Source organism: Aquimarina spongiae (assembly GCF_900141785.1).
GTDB lineage: Bacteria > Bacteroidota > Bacteroidia > Flavobacteriales > Flavobacteriaceae > Aquimarina > Aquimarina spongiae.
Genome location: NZ_FQYP01000009.1, coordinates 115,571 through 132,008 on the forward strand (window position 1 = coordinate 115,571; position 16,438 = coordinate 132,008).

12 protein-coding genes and 1 tRNA gene are annotated in these 16,438 nt (G+C 33.5%); 8 read left to right on the forward strand and 5 right to left on the reverse strand.

The genetic code is table 11. From position 1 onward, the window contains the following. Positions 1 to 19 precede the first annotated feature (19 nt). From BUE24_RS19485 to BUE24_RS24065, 7 genes are all read left to right on the forward strand, one after another. Positions 20 to 2,008 carry a tetratricopeptide repeat-containing sensor histidine kinase gene (locus tag BUE24_RS19485; protein WP_073319931.1) on the forward strand — a complete coding sequence of 663 codons (1,989 nt, stop codon included), beginning with the start codon at positions 20 to 22 and terminating at the stop codon, positions 2,006 to 2,008. Positions 2,009 to 2,062: 54 nt separating this feature from the next. After that, positions 2,063 to 4,048: a tetratricopeptide repeat-containing sensor histidine kinase gene (locus BUE24_RS19490; protein WP_073319933.1), complete on the forward strand. Its 1,986-nt coding sequence runs from the start codon at positions 2,063 to 2,065 to the stop codon at positions 4,046 to 4,048. Positions 4,049 to 4,060: 12 nt separating this feature from the next. After that, entirely contained in the window at positions 4,061 to 4,729 is a 669-nt protein-coding gene (locus BUE24_RS19495; RefSeq protein ID WP_073319935.1) for a DNA-binding response regulator, read from the forward strand. A gap of 12 nt (positions 4,730 to 4,741) precedes the next feature. After that, positions 4,742 to 5,254 carry a hypothetical protein gene (locus tag BUE24_RS19500; RefSeq protein ID WP_073319937.1) on the forward strand — a complete coding sequence of 171 codons (513 nt, stop codon included), beginning with the start codon at positions 4,742 to 4,744 and terminating at the stop codon, positions 5,252 to 5,254. 214 nt (positions 5,255 to 5,468) lie between these two features. Then, entirely contained in the window at positions 5,469 to 6,038 is a 570-nt protein-coding gene (locus tag BUE24_RS19505) for an RNA polymerase sigma factor (RefSeq protein ID WP_084549622.1), read from the forward strand. A gap of 778 nt (positions 6,039 to 6,816) precedes the next feature. Further along, positions 6,817 to 6,892, forward strand: a tRNA-Arg gene (locus BUE24_RS19510). A gap of 37 nt (positions 6,893 to 6,929) precedes the next feature. After that, positions 6,930 to 7,106: a hypothetical protein gene (locus BUE24_RS24065; RefSeq protein ID WP_170864639.1), complete on the forward strand. Its 177-nt coding sequence runs from the start codon at positions 6,930 to 6,932 to the stop codon at positions 7,104 to 7,106. Between the two features lie 140 nt (positions 7,107 to 7,246). Here the strand turns inward: BUE24_RS24065 and BUE24_RS19515 are convergent, their stop codons facing one another. The 5 genes from BUE24_RS19515 to BUE24_RS19535 form a co-directional block, all read right to left on the reverse strand. Continuing rightward, the gene (locus BUE24_RS19515) at positions 7,247 to 9,022 is read right to left on the reverse strand and encodes an erythromycin esterase family protein (protein ID WP_073319941.1); all 1,776 of its coding nucleotides are present in this window, start codon (positions 9,020 to 9,022) and stop codon (positions 7,247 to 7,249) included. A gap of 187 nt (positions 9,023 to 9,209) precedes the next feature. Then, positions 9,210 to 11,378: a prolyl oligopeptidase family serine peptidase gene (locus BUE24_RS19520; protein WP_073319944.1), complete on the reverse strand. Its 2,169-nt coding sequence runs from the start codon at positions 11,376 to 11,378 to the stop codon at positions 9,210 to 9,212. A 152-nt stretch (positions 11,379 to 11,530) separates the two neighbouring features. Then, positions 11,531 to 13,702: a prolyl oligopeptidase family serine peptidase gene (locus tag BUE24_RS19525; protein WP_073319947.1), complete on the reverse strand. Its 2,172-nt coding sequence runs from the start codon at positions 13,700 to 13,702 to the stop codon at positions 11,531 to 11,533. Positions 13,703 to 13,719: 17 nt separating this feature from the next. Then, positions 13,720 to 13,899: a class I lanthipeptide gene (locus BUE24_RS19530; protein WP_073319949.1), complete on the reverse strand. Its 180-nt coding sequence runs from the start codon at positions 13,897 to 13,899 to the stop codon at positions 13,720 to 13,722. A gap of 100 nt (positions 13,900 to 13,999) precedes the next feature. After that, a complete protein-coding gene (locus BUE24_RS19535) occupies positions 14,000 to 15,766 on the reverse strand; it encodes an AraC family transcriptional regulator (RefSeq protein ID WP_073319952.1) in 1,767 nt (588 codons plus the stop codon). Between the two features lie 337 nt (positions 15,767 to 16,103). Between BUE24_RS19535 and BUE24_RS19540 the strand changes: the two genes are divergently transcribed. Beyond that, a complete protein-coding gene (locus BUE24_RS19540; RefSeq protein WP_073319955.1) occupies positions 16,104 to 16,382 on the forward strand; it encodes a hypothetical protein in 279 nt (92 codons plus the stop codon). Positions 16,383 to 16,438: the final 56 nt, after the last annotated feature.

Here is a 16,438-nt window from a genome sequence, read left to right on the forward strand (position 1 = left end):
TAAGGTTAATCGTCATTGTATGCTTCAAAGACTTGCCTGTTTACTACTAATCGTATGTGTTTTCTTTTCTTGTAAGGATACGGATCCTACTCCTAGAGTCGATGCTGCTATTACTCAGTTAGATGTAATAGATGAACTTATCGAACAGACAGAGGATAAAAACAAATCTAAAGAAGAAAAGAAAAAGCTTCTTAGAGAGTTAGATAGTCTTGTTTCTAAGTTGCCAGATAATTCTAACAAGATTCATAAACATCGTGAGTTGGCTTTAATTTATTATTATTTGGAAGATTATGTGAATTTTAAAGCTATTTCTGAGAAAGCCTTAGATCTTTCAATTTCTATCGGTGATTCATTAGGAATCGCAAAATCATATTTAAGTTTAGGTATTTACTATAGAAATTTTCAAAATAATACAATTGCTTACAAGAATTTTTATCAAGCCGAAAAAATATGTTCCTTAATCAAAAAAAACAATGATGTCCGTTTTACTCATGGTAATATCTTGGTTAATCTAGCTCAAATAAAGAGGAGAGCAAAAGATTATAGTAAAAGTGAAGCTTATACGATAGCTGCTATCAAACAATTTCATTTATCCGGAAATAAAGAATATATCCCAATTTGTTATTCAAACCTTGGTTCAATTGCTAAATATTTAGGAAGATATGAAGAAGCTATAGCATATCACAAAAAAGCTATGCAATTTGATGTAAACTCTGATAGAGAAATACGACAGATTTTGATTTCTCTAAATAATATTGGGGTAACCTATAAGTCTCAACAAAAATATGATCAGGCTAAAGAAGCATTTCATACAGCATTATCCTATAAGGATTTTTTAAAAAAAGATCGCAAAAGATACGCTTTACTAACAGATAATTTGGCTTACGCAAAGTTTCTTTCCAATGATTTGGAAAATATACCTAAGCTTTTTTATAAAGCATTAAATATAAGAGATAGTATTGGAGATAAAAATGGTTTGACTACTAATAATTTGCATTTAGCAGAGTATTTTCAATCAATCGGTAAGAATGGGATTTCAAAGAAGTATGCAAATCAGGCGGTGTATTTAGCAAAAGAATTGAATCATAATGAAGAACTTCTACAAGCCTATCAAATCCTTTCCAAAGTAAGCAATGCTAAAGAAGGCCTACAATATGCAGAGGCTTATATTCAACTAAATGATAGCTTGGTCAAAGAAGAACGACTGTTTCGAGATAAAATCGCTCGTATCCAGTTTGAAACCGAAGAAAAAGAACAGCAGATTGTTGAGAAGGAAGCACAAATTGTTGAAAAGGAAGCACAAATCACTACAGTAGAAAACCGAAATACGATTTATCTGTTAGGTATCTTGTTGCTGCTTATGGGGATTGGCTTTGCTATCTATTTCTTTAAACAACGCACCAAATACCTGGCGCAACAAAACCAGATGGTACAGTTTCAAGCCAGTTATGAGACCGAGACCAGGATTTCCAAACGCTTGCATGATGATTTGGGGAATGACATTTTTCAGGTAATGTTGCAGTATCAAAACGATCCTCATGATTCCAAAATCTTAGAGCGACTAAATGCAACTTATGCTAAAGCAAGAGATATTTCCAGAGAAAATAATGAGTTTGATATTGATGAGTCGTTCCCGGAAGAACTGAGCGATATGCTAAAAAACTATACCAAAAATGGCATACAATTGTTAGTTCGTGGTCTAGATAAAATCGATTGGCAAGGGTTTGAGGCACCGGTAAAAATAACGGTGTATAGAGTACTCCAAGAGCTGATGACCAATATGCAAAAACACAGTCAGGCGAGTATGGTGGTTTTGGTATTTAACCAGGATAATAATACACTACACATCAAATATACCGACAATGGAGTGGGGATCGATAAAACACAATTGCAATCCAAAAATGGACTACACAATACAGAAAAACGTATTCGTGCTATAGATGGAACCCTTATCTTTGAATCCGAAAAAGAAAAAGGGTTTAAAGCCGATATTAAGATTCCTGCTTAGTTCGTTTATTTCTTCAAGAGATCTCCTTATTTTTATAAGGTTAATCGTCATTGTATGCTTCAAAGACTTGCCTGTTTACTGCTGATCGTATGTGTTTTCTTTTCTTGTAAGGATGAGGATCCTACTCCTACAGTCGATGCTGCTATTACTCAGTTAGATGTAATAGATGAACTTATCGAACAGGCAGAGGATAAAAACAAATCTAAAGAAGAAAAGAAAAAGCTTCTAAGAGAGGTTGATAGTCTTGTTTCTAAGTTGCCAGATGATTCTAATAAGATTCTTAAACATCGTAAGTTGGGTATAATTTATTATTATTTGGAAGATTATGTAAATTTTAAAGCTATTTCTGATAGAGCCTTAGATCTTTCAATTTCTATCGGTGATTCATTGGGAATCGCAAAGTCATATTTAAATTTAGGTATTTACTATAGAAATTTTCGAAATTATACAATTGCCTACAAGAATTTTTACCAAGCCGAAAAAATATGTTCCTTGATCAATAAAAACAATGATGTTTGTTTTACTCATGGTAATATCTTGGTTAATTTAGCTCAAATAAAGAGGAGAGCAAAAGATTACAGTAAAAGTGAAACTTATACTATAGCTGCTATCAAACAATTTCATTTATCCGGAAATAAAGAATATATTCCATTATGTTATTCAAACCTTGGTTCAGTTGCCAAATATTTAGGCAGGTATGATGAGGCTATAGCATATCACAAAAAAGCGATGGAATTTGATGGAAGTTCTGAAAAAAAACAACGTATACTAATTTCTCTAAATAATATTGGAGTAACCTACAAATCTCAACAAAAATATGATCAAGCTAAAGAAGCATTTCATAAAGCATTATCTTATAAGGATTTTTTAAAAAAAGATCGTAGAAGATATGCTTTGCTAACAGATAATTTGGCTTACGCAAAGTTTCTTTCCAATGACTTAGAAAACATACCCGAACTTTTTTATGAAGCGTTAAGAGTACGCGATAGTATTCAAAATAAAACCGGTTTAAGTACTAATAATTTGCATCTGGCGGAATATTATCAATCAATAGGAGATTTCAAAAGGGCAAAATCATTTGCGGTAACCGCTAGAAAACTTGCAAAAGAAATAGGCAATAACGAAGAACTTTTAAAATCTTATCAAATTCTTTCCAAAGTAAGTAACCCTAAAGAAGGCCTGCAATATGCTGAAGCTTATATCCAACTAAATGATAGCTTGGTAAAGGAAGAACGACTGTTTCGAGACAAAATCGCTCGTATTCAGTTTGAAACTGAGGAAAAAGAACAACAGATTGTAGAGAAGGAGGCGCAAATTGTTCAAAAGGAACAACAAATAGCCACAGTACAAAATCAAAATACGATTTATCTACTTGGGATTTTATTACTATTAATGGGAATTAGCTTTGCCATTTACTTCTTTAGACAACGTACCAAATACCTGGCCCAACAAAATCAAATGGTACAGTTTCAAGCCAGTTATGAAACGGAGACGCGAATCTCTAAACGGTTGCACGATGAGCTGGGGAATGATATTTTTCAAGTCATGTTGCAATATCAAAATGATCCTCATGATTCCAAAATCTTAGAACGACTAAATGCAACTTATGCTAAAGCCAGAGATATTTCTAGAGAAAATAATGAGTTCGATGTCGATGAGTCCTTCTCGGAAGAGTTGAGCGATATGCTAAAAAACTATACCAAAAATGGGATACAATTGTTGGTTCGAGGATTAGACAAAATCAATTGGCAAGGCTTTGAGGCTCCTGTAAAAATTACTGTCTATCGGGTGTTGCAAGAATTGATGACCAATATGCAAAAACACAGTCAGGCGGGTAGGGTCGTTTTGGTATTTACTCAAGACAACAATACACTGCATATCAAGTATACTGACAATGGGGTGGGGATTGATAAAACACAACTACAATCCAAAAATGGATTACACAATACAGAAAAGCGTATTCGTGCTATAGATGGAACCCTTATCTTTGAATCCGAAAAAGAAAAAGGGTTTAAAGCTAACATCAGCATCCCTAATTAAAACGTTTACAAAATGTTTACGAAAGTATTGGTGGCAGAGGATTATGAAATTGCCAATCAAGGAATCATAAAAGTATTGAATGACAATATTGGTATTGCCGAAATTGAGGAAGCCAAATATTGTGACGATGCCTATCTCAAGTTTAGAAAAGCATTTCAGGATGATACCCCGTTTCAGTTGCTTATTACGGATCTTTCTTTTCGGGAAGACCACAAAATACAAGTTCGAACTTCGGGTATCGATTTGATCAGAGATGTACGATTGATACAACCTGATATCAAGGTGATTGTATACTCACAAGAAGATCGCCCAGATAAGATCAATATGTTGTTTGAGAAATACAAAATCAATGGCTATGTGTGTAAGGGACAACATGCCATCAAAGAATTGATCCATTGCGTAGATGGTGTGTTTGAGGGACAAACCGTGCTGCCGCCCGAACTTACCGAAATGGCGGATAATGATGGTTTTGTAGAGCTAGACGACCTGGATATGATCTTGCTAGAAGAACTGGCCAAAGGCTTTACCAAAAAGGAAATAAGACTCAAACTGATCGCCGAAAACATCACACCCAATGGCGAAAGCTCTATAGACAAAAGAGTAAGTAAGCTTTTTGATAATTTTCAAGCCAAAAATACTACGCATTTGGTGGCGATTGTAAAAGATATGGGGTTGTTGTAATTCCTTCAAAAAGTGAAAGCAAAAGGAACAATTTTTTATCATGAAGATGATTTCTGCCAAATAGAAATCTTACCGAAAGAAAATGTATTCCATCTTTTAAAGGAAGTAGATAATATTAGTGACTTTACCGAAGAGCACGGATATTCAGATATTTATGTTCGAGAAGAACGTAAAATAACTTTAAGCGCTCGAAAAATAAACAAATCTGAACTTGAAAAGGTATTAGCAGAACTTGAAACCGAAAGACATACTGAAGTAATTACTGGTTACGGTACCGAATACCGTGAGAAAAGTAAAAATACAATTGGGTTTGGAAAGGGTTATGCAGCAATGTATTTTCAATATGAGAATGATGTTGTAATCAACATATGGGTTACAAATCTGTTTGAATTGAATGCTAACCATGTCATCAATGTACTATTCAAGATCGGAGAAAAATGGGATTTGATCTTAATGGATTGGAATACTTCACAACTTGTTGATTTAACGAATAGAGATAGGATCAAGAAATATATAGATCATTGATAACGAAGCTGAATAGATTTTCTCTGTGATATTTCATCCCACACCCAATCCAATATTACCAAATCGTAAAATTTTCTAAAAAAAATCACCCGTTTTACAGAAATCTGTAAGGAGATGTTGTGCTGTCGATTTAAGTTTGTATCAACTTAGCAATGGGGAATATACGGAGCAGCAAATTACTGATCCATAATTAGAAACAGTACAAACTAACACAATGATGAATCAAGACCAAACCATCATCACAGGCATCATTCAAGGGGACGAAAGAATTTTAAACTGTTTTTACAAAGAGAATATACGATACGTACAAGGGTATATTCTTCGCAATTACGGAAACGCAGAAGATGTAGAAGACATCTTTCAGGATGCGTTGGTCGTGTTGTACCAAAAACTAAAAGCGGGTCTGCTAGAGATTAGAGTGCCTGTACGCACTTATTTCTATGGCATCTGCAAGAATCTTTGGCGTAACCGTTTGCGTAAAAAAATGAGATCGGTAGTCAATCATGCACATCATCGCTTTGATGAAGAAGTAGATGAGATCGGGTTCGAAGATATCGAAAACCAGGAGCGAGAATTGCTATACCGAAAACATTTTCAAAATCTAAGCGCCGATCACAGAGAATTACTAGGCTTGGTGTTCGAAGGGAAATCCATGAAAGAGATTTCGCAGATCAAGGGCTATTCGGTAGGGTACACTCGAAAAAAGAAGTTCCTGGCCAAAAAGAAGTTGTTGAGCATGATCGAAGAGGATCCAATGTACAACGAACTAAGAGCAGTTTGCTAAGCAGAATAAGCAAACAAAAAAGTGAATCGGATAGATGGCTTTCAAAAATAAATTTGGAAGTCTGGATTAAATCGCAAATATTTGTATAACAGAATGGTACAAAAAATCAAAAATATCACAACGATCTCACTGCATAAGCAGTGTAATTACCGTTGGATCCAGAACGGGTCTTTACGGGATTGGGCGTTGCATAGCTATTTTTGATTGTTTTATGAGATAAAATAAACACAAAAACTAGATATAACCAGAAGCGTCCAATTTATTGGACGCTTTTTTTTTATGAATTTTTTTCATCCAATGTACATACGCTAATACATACATAAAAATCACATTTGGAAGGTAAGCATCAGAGAGACAGTAGTATGCGATAACGATCCAATTTCTGCATAAAGCGGACAGGAACCCCTATGCTTAAAATTGAGTTTAACTACTTGATAATCAATAAATTAAATTAAAATTTTCTTGTGTATTTCAAATAAAGTTTTCATCTTTGCCTTGTGATTGAAACACATCAAAACGAACAGCTCACATAACAATAGATAGAAAAGAAAATACATTTAAAAACAGAAAATTATGACACCAATTTGCACACTACATAGACTAAATCGCCTGGGAGCTAAGCAGGTGATCTACTGGTCTAATGTGTACATAAAGGGTGTCTGTAGTATAACAAGGAATAGGAATCGTATGTAGTAATTGCATAGTATCCTAAGATCTAAAAGAAGACGCCCGAACACGGCGTCTTTTTTTATGCCCAAGATTTTCGGGCAACACACCAAGGAATATAGTTCAATCGGATAGAACGTTGGGTTACGACCCCAGAGATGCGAGTTCGAGTCTTGCTATTCCTGCCAGAATACAAACCATGTCTAATCCATAAATGATAAAACAATGGAAACTCACGTTACTAGCCAAAAAACAAGAACCAAGGGTTGGAAGCAGTTGATCACCGCAACGATGAAGAGGTGGGCTGCAAGCTATATCCAATCCATGAGTAAAGCCTTGTACCCTCCCGAAACTAAAGGGGTACAAAGTAAAAACGATAGGCATCGTAGTTTTTATAAATAAACTATAGCTGTCCATCGGTACACAAAACAACAATATGTTGTGTGTTGATAGAACCCTGATCCAATGGGGCAGGATTGGGGTTCGACGTAGCGCCCTGCTATGGCATGGGATACATAGCGGGGCTTGATGAAGAGTAATTGTTACTTCCCATTTTTAATCCGTCTTTCAATCTCTTTTTCACCTCCTGGAGTAAGTACTGCACTAGAGGTTTTTTTGATAAAAATCATTCCATCAAAATACTTGTCGGGTATGATCTCTGAAAATGGAGAATACTCACGACCATAAGCCCAAGTAGCACCCGCTGTATGTAAGTGTTGATATTTGTTTAAAAAAGAATGGATAGCATTAGGTTTATTATCTTCTTTAAAATCAATAAAGAACAAATCTTTATCGGTTTGTGCGAAATACCAGTCCAAATCTCCTTCTCTTGCAGGAAATATTTTAAAAGAACCCACTTTACCATAAACATACTCTTCTTCTTCTATGACATAACTTCTAGCTTGAAATGTACCTTGATAAGTGGCAAATCCAATCGCATAATATTTTTTATCACCTAGATACTCTTTTAAAACACTTCCTAGAGCCTTTTGAGCTCCATTAGTATATGCATAAGAATCTTTGTGAATATGACCGTTATGTGCCCAAAGCATCATTTTGGCATCTGGACCTTCTTCATGTAAGATTTCCAGAACGGTTTGTGCCATATAATCATCTCTAATATTGTAATCTACCTTATCCTGTAGTTTTCCATCAACTGCTTGTACGCCTTGAATGATTTTTTTTAGGTCCTCTAGTACGCTTTTATAATCTTCAGGGGAACTTTTGGTAGTCAGGCTTAATTCGTTCAAGTATATATATGAAAGTAAAGCATGTAATTCTTGCCGTTGCTTAGATAAATCACTTCTGTCTGAGATTGTTTTAATATGTTGAAATACTGAATCAACGGGTTGTTCTAATAGAGGATGAAGTCCAGTTTTTTTCAAGTATTTGCTAATATTTTGGTAGGCTAAATCCAACCCTACAGTTTGGGTGTCAACACCAATAAATTTTACCTTTTTGGCTTCAGGTACAGTTTTATTATAGCGATACATCCATTCGATCATATCAATCACAGATTCTACATTCCAAACCCAAAATCCTTGAGCAGATAATGCATCTCTGCTATTACCTTTACCGTATAATACATAATCATTTATTGGTTTACACCCAACATGACTAGCCTCGATCCCAAACAAGGTAAACCCCATCTCTTTCACTAAGAATTCCAACATACGGTGTTTCATCTGGAAGACCTCTCTAGTGCCATGGCTGGTCTCGCCCATACCCACAATTCGTGCATCTTTTAGAATAGGTTTTAAATACGATAAGTCACTAAACCCAGTTTCTGCTTTTACTCCATTAAGAGATAATGATTTCTCATCTAACCAATAAATTACACTGTCCTTTTTGGCTTTTCTGGAAGCTAAAAGTGCTTTATGCCCTTTTGGAGAAAGCACCTTAAACTTTTCTACAGTATATCCACCATCTATGTTATCGATGAAATTTTGACGTTTATCTTCTTTTAACCATCTTGAGATATATGGAGAAACTTTAATAGTATAAGTGTCGCTTTTTTCAACAGTAAACTCAACCATCTCGAGCCCATCATGAGCTCTAAAATTGCTTAAAAATCCTTTAAGTGTGTCTTTTTCTGGGATGGAAACGATCACTTGAAGATTTACCTTCTTTTGACGCAAATGCAACTGTACAAAATCACCCTTGGTAAGTGGTAAAGTATATGAGTGGAATTCATTTCCTTTTACATTTCGCTCTATTCCTTCTTTCAAAGAAGGTATAGTACTTTGCCCTATAGCATTGTTAAATGACGAAAAGAAAAGAATAATATATAAAACAAAAGATATTAGGTTCTTTTTCATAACTGAGATAAAAATATCAAGATTTAAAATTAAAAGTTTTCAGTTTCAAAAAATGAAACTGGAACGAATTAATGAAAGAAATTCTGAAATGGTAGTCTAACTTTTATGCCTGATAATTAACAACATATCTTATTAGTTGATGTTTCAAAAACTCTCACGCTAATTTGTAAATCATTTATTTATGTGCTTACTCCTCTGGCTGGTAGTTAGGATGACCAGTATGCCTCAAAGCAAAAGACAACGCAGTAGCTATTGTTTCAAAACCTCTTTTTTTTGTCGATTGAAGTCCATGACCTGAGTCAAATTCAGTTTTAAGCAATATAGGATTTTTGGAAGTATTGGCTTCTTGGAGCCTTGCCGCAAATTTGAAGGATTGCCATGGTGGGACTCTGGAGTCATTCATCCCAGTAGTGACTAGTGTTGCAGGAAACGAGGTGTTATCTTTGATATGATGATACGCATCCATATTGTACAAACCTCTAAATTCTATGGAATCTTTGATGGTTCCAAATTCTTTTGCACTATTGGCTCCATTAATTCCTGCTTCGATTCTAACCGTATTGAGGATTCCTCTGCTAAGTATTGCAGCACCGTATAGATCAGGTCTTTCGGTTAATGCCCTGCCAACGCCTACAGCACCGGCGCTACCTCCCCAAATAGCTATTTTTCGTTTTGATGTATAATTGTTAGTTATCAAATATTCTGTACAAGAGATGATATCTTTCCAAGTGTTAGGTTTGGTGGTTTTATAACCTCCATTGCGCCAGGCATCACCTTTTTCTCCACCCCCACGTACATGTGCTACGGCATATATCCCCCCTTCTCTTACATAGAGTAAAAAAGGGTAATATGCAGTTGGGATCATTGAAGAACCGTATGCTCCATAACTTCTCATAAGAATTGGGTTCGTACCATCTTTTTTCAAATCCCTTTGATAGATTAAAGAAAGAGGAATTTCGACCCCATCATGACCTTTTACGGTTACCTCTTCTATAGTTAAGTCAGCAAAGTTATTTTCATGTCCATTGTCTGGAAAAATATTGTACGGTACTAGGGAATTTGTCTCTTCATCAAATGTATATCGTTGAGTTTTACTCAACCAACCTTTTAACGAAATTATGATTTCTTGCCCATTCTTGGCTAATTTAATGTCTCCCGAAGGTTTTGGAAGTGTAATTTCCTTTTCTTCTCCTTTGTGGTATCTAAATAATCTGGCAATGACTCCATTTTTTACAGTGGAGTAGAATATCCCCTTTGAGGTAACTGTAAGGTACTTAATGACTTCATCTTTTTTTTCTGTAATCAGTACTTCGGGATGATCAAAGTTTTTAGATGTAAATGAAGTTTTACAAATTTTGAAATTTGGAGCATTTTGTGCTGTCAAGTAAATGATATCATTTTCGCCAATGAAATCATGTGTCTTTACTTTGTGCTCTTTTTTGTAAAGTGGTTTCCATGGTTGCTCTTTTTCAAAAAGTTGTTTGGTTGGGAGATAAAAAGCATCTTGAAATTGAGTTGCTCCCGATACAATACCGATAACATATTTGAAATTAGAATTGTTGATACTTAATGTGGGGAAGTCTTCTGACTTTAAACCTAAATCAGGATTATTTTTTGTGGAGAAAACATCTTTGATTTGACTGAAATCAGTTCCCGTTTTGTATAGTATTGCTTTTCCGTTTAAATAGGTAGAAGAGGATTTGTTATTGATATTGGGAAAATAGGTGTAATATAATGTGGTGTTATCGGCTAACCATTGCACTCCACCAACACCCCCAGAGGGGATTCCATTTGTCAGAGAACCAGAAAGTTTCTTTTTTGTTTTTACATCCAAAACGAACATTGTAGCGTTTTCATCTCCATTTTTAATTAAACTCACTACAATTTTACTGCCATCCCAACTAGGTTTTATATAACTAATTTGATATTCATCTTTTGATTGTGGATCGAAGTCTTTTGGGTTAAATAGTTCAACCTCGGAACTATCTGTATTCTTCTTATAATAAAGCTTAGCTCTGTTTTCATTGGCGGTTTGCTTTAGAAAAAACACCATTCCGTTTGGGGTATAATTTAATCGACTGATGAAGTATTTATTTTTTTGATCGTGAGCAATTTGTTGATCAATAAGGTCTTGTTGTTTGGGTATCGTATTTAAATACGATGTGGTAACCGAGTTTTCTTTATGAATCCATTGTAACACATCCTTATTTTCTAGATACTCTAGATTTCTAAAAGGATCTTGGATAACTTGACCAAAATAAGAATCATGAACCACTTCTTTTTGAACCTTTTGACAACCAAAAGATAGAAGAGTTAATAAAAAAAGAAACCCCTTATGTACTTTACTTATTTGCATTCGAATACTTTAAGAAGATGTTTTTGAAGACTTTCCTCTGTTTTGTAACAAAGATTGGAATGGCACCAATCCAATGATACAATAAAAACAAAATTACCAAGCATTAACTTTCTTAATAGCTAGTAAAATCTTGAGATACTGAATAAATATGGTTAATTAGGTTGATAATCCGGATGTCCCATTTGCCAAAGTGCAAATGAGAAAGCATTAGCATATGATTCGTAAAGATCTTGCTTACTTGTATTAATGCCTGCATGGCCATGCTCAAAATTTACATTAAATAAAATAGGGGTATTTGCAGCATTAGAGACTTGTAATCGCGCAACAAATTTCGCTGGATCCCAAATTACTACACGCCCATCTTTCATTCCTCCGGTAACAAGGGTAGCGGGGTATTTTACTCCTTTTTTAATATGATGATAAGAATCCATTTCTAATAACGCCTCAAATTCTTCTTTAATCTCAACGGTTCCAAATTCCTTAATACTGTTTTTGCCATTGGGTTGCACTTCTGATCGTAACATATTAGTTGCAGGGGACGTAAGGATTACAGCCTTATATAGATCGGGTCTTTCGGTCATGGCTCTACCTGCTAAAATACCCCCAGCACTAGATCCCCAAATGGCCGCTTTATCGGAAGATGTATAACCTTCCCTTATCATGTGTTCCGTTGTAGCAATCATATCCTTCCAAGTATTCGGTTTGGTAATTTTGTAGCCGGCTTTATGCCAAGCATCTCCTTTATGACCATCTCCTCTTACATGAGCAAATACTAGAATGCCTCCTTCTGTAACCCAAGTCAAAAAGTTTGGATTAATGGAGGTTCTACCTATACCTCCATATGAACCATAACCGTAAAATAAAGTTGGGTTTTTTCCATTTTTTTTAATGTTTTTTTGTCTAATTATAGATACGGGAACCATAATCCCATCATGAGAAGTGACTTCAATATGTTCCACTATTAAATTCTCAAAGTCTGGATAATCAATTGGAGGGACAATGCTTTCTTTGTTAAAAGTACCTGTAGTTACGTCATAGAGATAATTTATTGATGGAGATAAATATCCGTTTATAATTATCCTCAACAATTCGAAATCAGGGCCATTGGAACCTATATAAATACCCCCAGCATCTATAGGGAGTTGTATTTCTATTTCATTAGTATTATTTAAATAGTATAGTTTGGCTTCAATTCCATTTTTTTTAGTTGTATAAAATAGTCCATCTTTTGTCACTTCAAAACGTGTAATCAAACGGTCTTTTTTTTCGGAAACCAAAATCTCTGGATTCTCAAAATCAGGATTTATTATTGAAGTTTTACATATTTGAAAATTAGGAGAGTTTTTTGCTGACAAAAAAATAATATTGTCGTCATTATCTACAACGAACTTTTTTACCTTATCCTTTTGCTTATATAACAATCGCCATGGATTTTTTTTAGAAAGAATGTCGGTTTCTTTTTTGTAGTAAACATCAAAAAAAGATGAAGATCCTGCTACCAATGCAAACAGATAACCATCACCAGAACGATAATTATTTACTATGGCAAAATCTTCTGGTTGTAAATTTAGATTTGGATTATTTTTCATAGAAAAAACGTCCTGTAATTTTTTTGGATTGCTTCCGATCTTGTATAATATTGATTTAGTATTAGTCCAATAGTCTTTATTTGTGGGATCTGTAATTGGTGAATATAGATAAATGAACCCAGAATTATCTGATAACCAATCTACCCCTCCAATTTTTGATAGACATTTTTTAATGACTCCAGGTAATACTTTTTTAGTAGTTACATCCATTATTATTAGGTCAGATACTTCTTCTCCTTTTTTAGCTAAACTAATTACTACTTTATTACCTTCCCAGTCTGGTTTAATAAAATTGATATAAGAATCATTACTCTCAACATTTAAAGATGGATCGTAAAGCAAAATATCGTCACTTTCTAAACTAGGTTTATAGTAAAGTTTAGCAATTTTCTCATCACCCTGTGTTTTAGTGTAAAAATACTTTCCATTGGGTGTAGTTTTGGCTTTATATATAGATACTTCTTTTTTTATATCATAACCTTGAAGTTGCTTAATTAATCTTTGTCTCGCAGGAATTTTCTGTAAAATTCTATCAGCATAATTTCCTTGTCCCTTTAACCATTTGATCACTGTAGAATCCTTAATGTTTTCCAGATTTCTATAAGGGTCTTCTACTAGCTTACCATGATATTCATCAACAGCAATTACTGTTTTTGCTATCGGGGGGGCAATACTTTCCCTTTTTTTACATGAAACAACGAAGAGAAAAATTAAAAAAATTACTTTCTTTACCATTTATACTATTTTAAAATTTATGGACAGCTAACAGTAAATTCATCTTCATCTGGACAGTTAGGATCTCCCAATTGCGTTTTATCACAACCATCATGACCTTGTGTTCCTCCAAAGATCTTAGTGAATTGTTCATTTGAAAGTTTTACTACATTAATTTTATTCAGATTTAGAGGGGTTAATTTTCTACGTTTTTTCATTATTCATTGATACTTTAAAATTTTAGGTAAATATAAAGGATTAGCATTCTAAATATTTAATTTTTTCCAAAATGACTCTCTTGATTCTAGAATTTCGATCTCAAAACTCACTTGTAAAGGATTGATTATTTCTTAGTTGTAGTTGTTTTATGAAATATGAAGGATAGATTCCTGTTTTTTTAAAAAAAGAGGTAGAAAATACTTCTGTAGAATTAAATCCAGCTTCTTTAGCTAATGCTTTTATAGTATATTTTTGAAGTTTTGGTTCTATTTTCAACTGCTCTATAATGTATTCAATTCTTAGATCATTGATGTAGGGTAAAAATCTTTTTTTTCTATAATATTTGATAACAGTGGTCAAATATTTACTGTTAGTGTTTAATTTGGTTGCTAATATTCCAGAAGTTATACTAGGTTTTAAAAAATCTTTATTCTTCTCAAAATTATCTAATCCATGTAAGATCTTTTGTACTACATCTTCAGCGATTCCAATAGAATTAGATTTATTTGAGTGGATATTTTTTTCAACCACTAATTTCTCTTTCATCAGTTCCTCAAAACGAATCCTATACTGTTTCTTTTTCTTATAATTAAAAATTAAAAGTGTAGTAATTATAAGGGTTGTGGTTGCTAAAAGAAGAAGACCGTAATAAGATTGTTTTTTTTTATTTGATAGTTCTACGATTATCTTTTCTTTTTCTGACAATAAAATAGGGGTGTCATAATCCTTGATTAGTTTATTATTCAGTTTTCTAAATCTTTGATTAAGGATGCTATCGTTTGACAATAACCTATTTATGTAATGGAGTTGATTTTTTTGATCGCCTTGAGATTTATAATGATCGATAATGCCTATGTAAGCAGATCTGATTTCAGGAACTAAATAATTGGTTTTCTTAGTTAAAGAATCTATTTTTTTGTAATAACTGATAGATATTTCATTTTCGGATAAAGCGGCATGCGATTTTCCCAAAAAAAGATAAGTGTCAATTACATTATAACTTTGATCATAAAATTCATTTTCTGGACTTAGAAACCCTTGTAAAGTAATGCTTAATGTTATTATTGCATCATCATATTCTTTTCGATAATATTGTATAATACCTTCATTTAATTTAAATAAATAATGATTTGGCTTGCCTTTAGACATTTTTATTCCTTTAGCATTCAATTGATATGCTGAATCTATTTCTTTATTATCTCTGTAGGTAGCCGTTAATTCTGCAAGTGTAGTTAAATATCCAATAGAATCTTTACCGGAATTCCGTAATTTATTTTTTTCATAAATTAAACACTCCTTAAAAAGTGATTTTGCTTCCTTATATTTCCCAAGGTTTCTTTTTAATATGGCAATGTTATGCTTAATTATCATTTCATAGTCCTTGTCATTTTTATTTTGGGCAGATGATAATCCTTTTATATAACTATCTAAAGCTTTGTTGAAAAATCCTCTATTTTCGTAAAATACTCCTTTATTAACATATAAAGAAGTAGGAAAGTATTTGTTATTTGTATGTTTAGAATATACGATAGCACTATCTATATATTTTATAAATTGGCTAGGATTTCCTTCATGTGTACGTGCTATTAAACGATACGCTTTAGCAGTATTATTGGCATCATTACCTTTTTTTATTTTAATTAAAATAGCTCTTGCGAAAGGTTCAGCTTTTTGTGGGTGAGATTTAATAAAGGTATCATATTTTTTCAAAAGAAATTGGTAATCTAGATTAACAAGAGAATCAATTGAAGCAAAATGTTCATTTTGACCATAAAGAATATGTGGCGATAGTATTGCAAAAAGAAAAGTTACAACATAGGTTATCTTGTAAATTTTGTATTGTTTACTAAAAGTCAATAATTGCATAATACATTCAAGGATTACTAATAACAGCTATCTATTAATGTGTGAATTAGCAAAATGTTACCTTGTTTGATAACGAAACAAAGATACATTTAATATTTTCTTAGGGATATTAATTTAATTTATTGATAATTAGGTGTTTAAAATTGAGTATTCTTACTCTTAATTCTAGAAATAAGAGCCCAAATTTCTAGAATCAAGACTTTCTTTACTTGCATAACATGTTATTCTCCCCCTACTTTTGATCTCAACAAAACGCAAGGTCCTATCCTTATCTCGAGAAAGTGAGTGACATTATGATTGCGATAAAAATGAATACAAACTCAGTAAAGGGAAAAACATGAATGTCATTATCAAACAAATAGAATTAATAGCACGAATCGATCAATTGATCCGTCTAGAAGCTACAGGTTGTCCGGTTAGTTTATCCAAACGATTAGGGGTTTCAAAAACTACTTTGTATCGCATCATTAATACCATGAAAGATCTAAATGCCCCAGTAGTATACGATCCATATGTAGAAAGTTTTGTATATGAGGAGGCAGTGGGCTTTCAGTTTGGGTTTTATACTTCGGCTTCGCTCAATGCAAATAGACAAGGAGTTAAGAAATATGCTTGAGCACTATGCTATTGAGATCGATCGAGAACACTAGAAACAAAATTTTGATCAATATA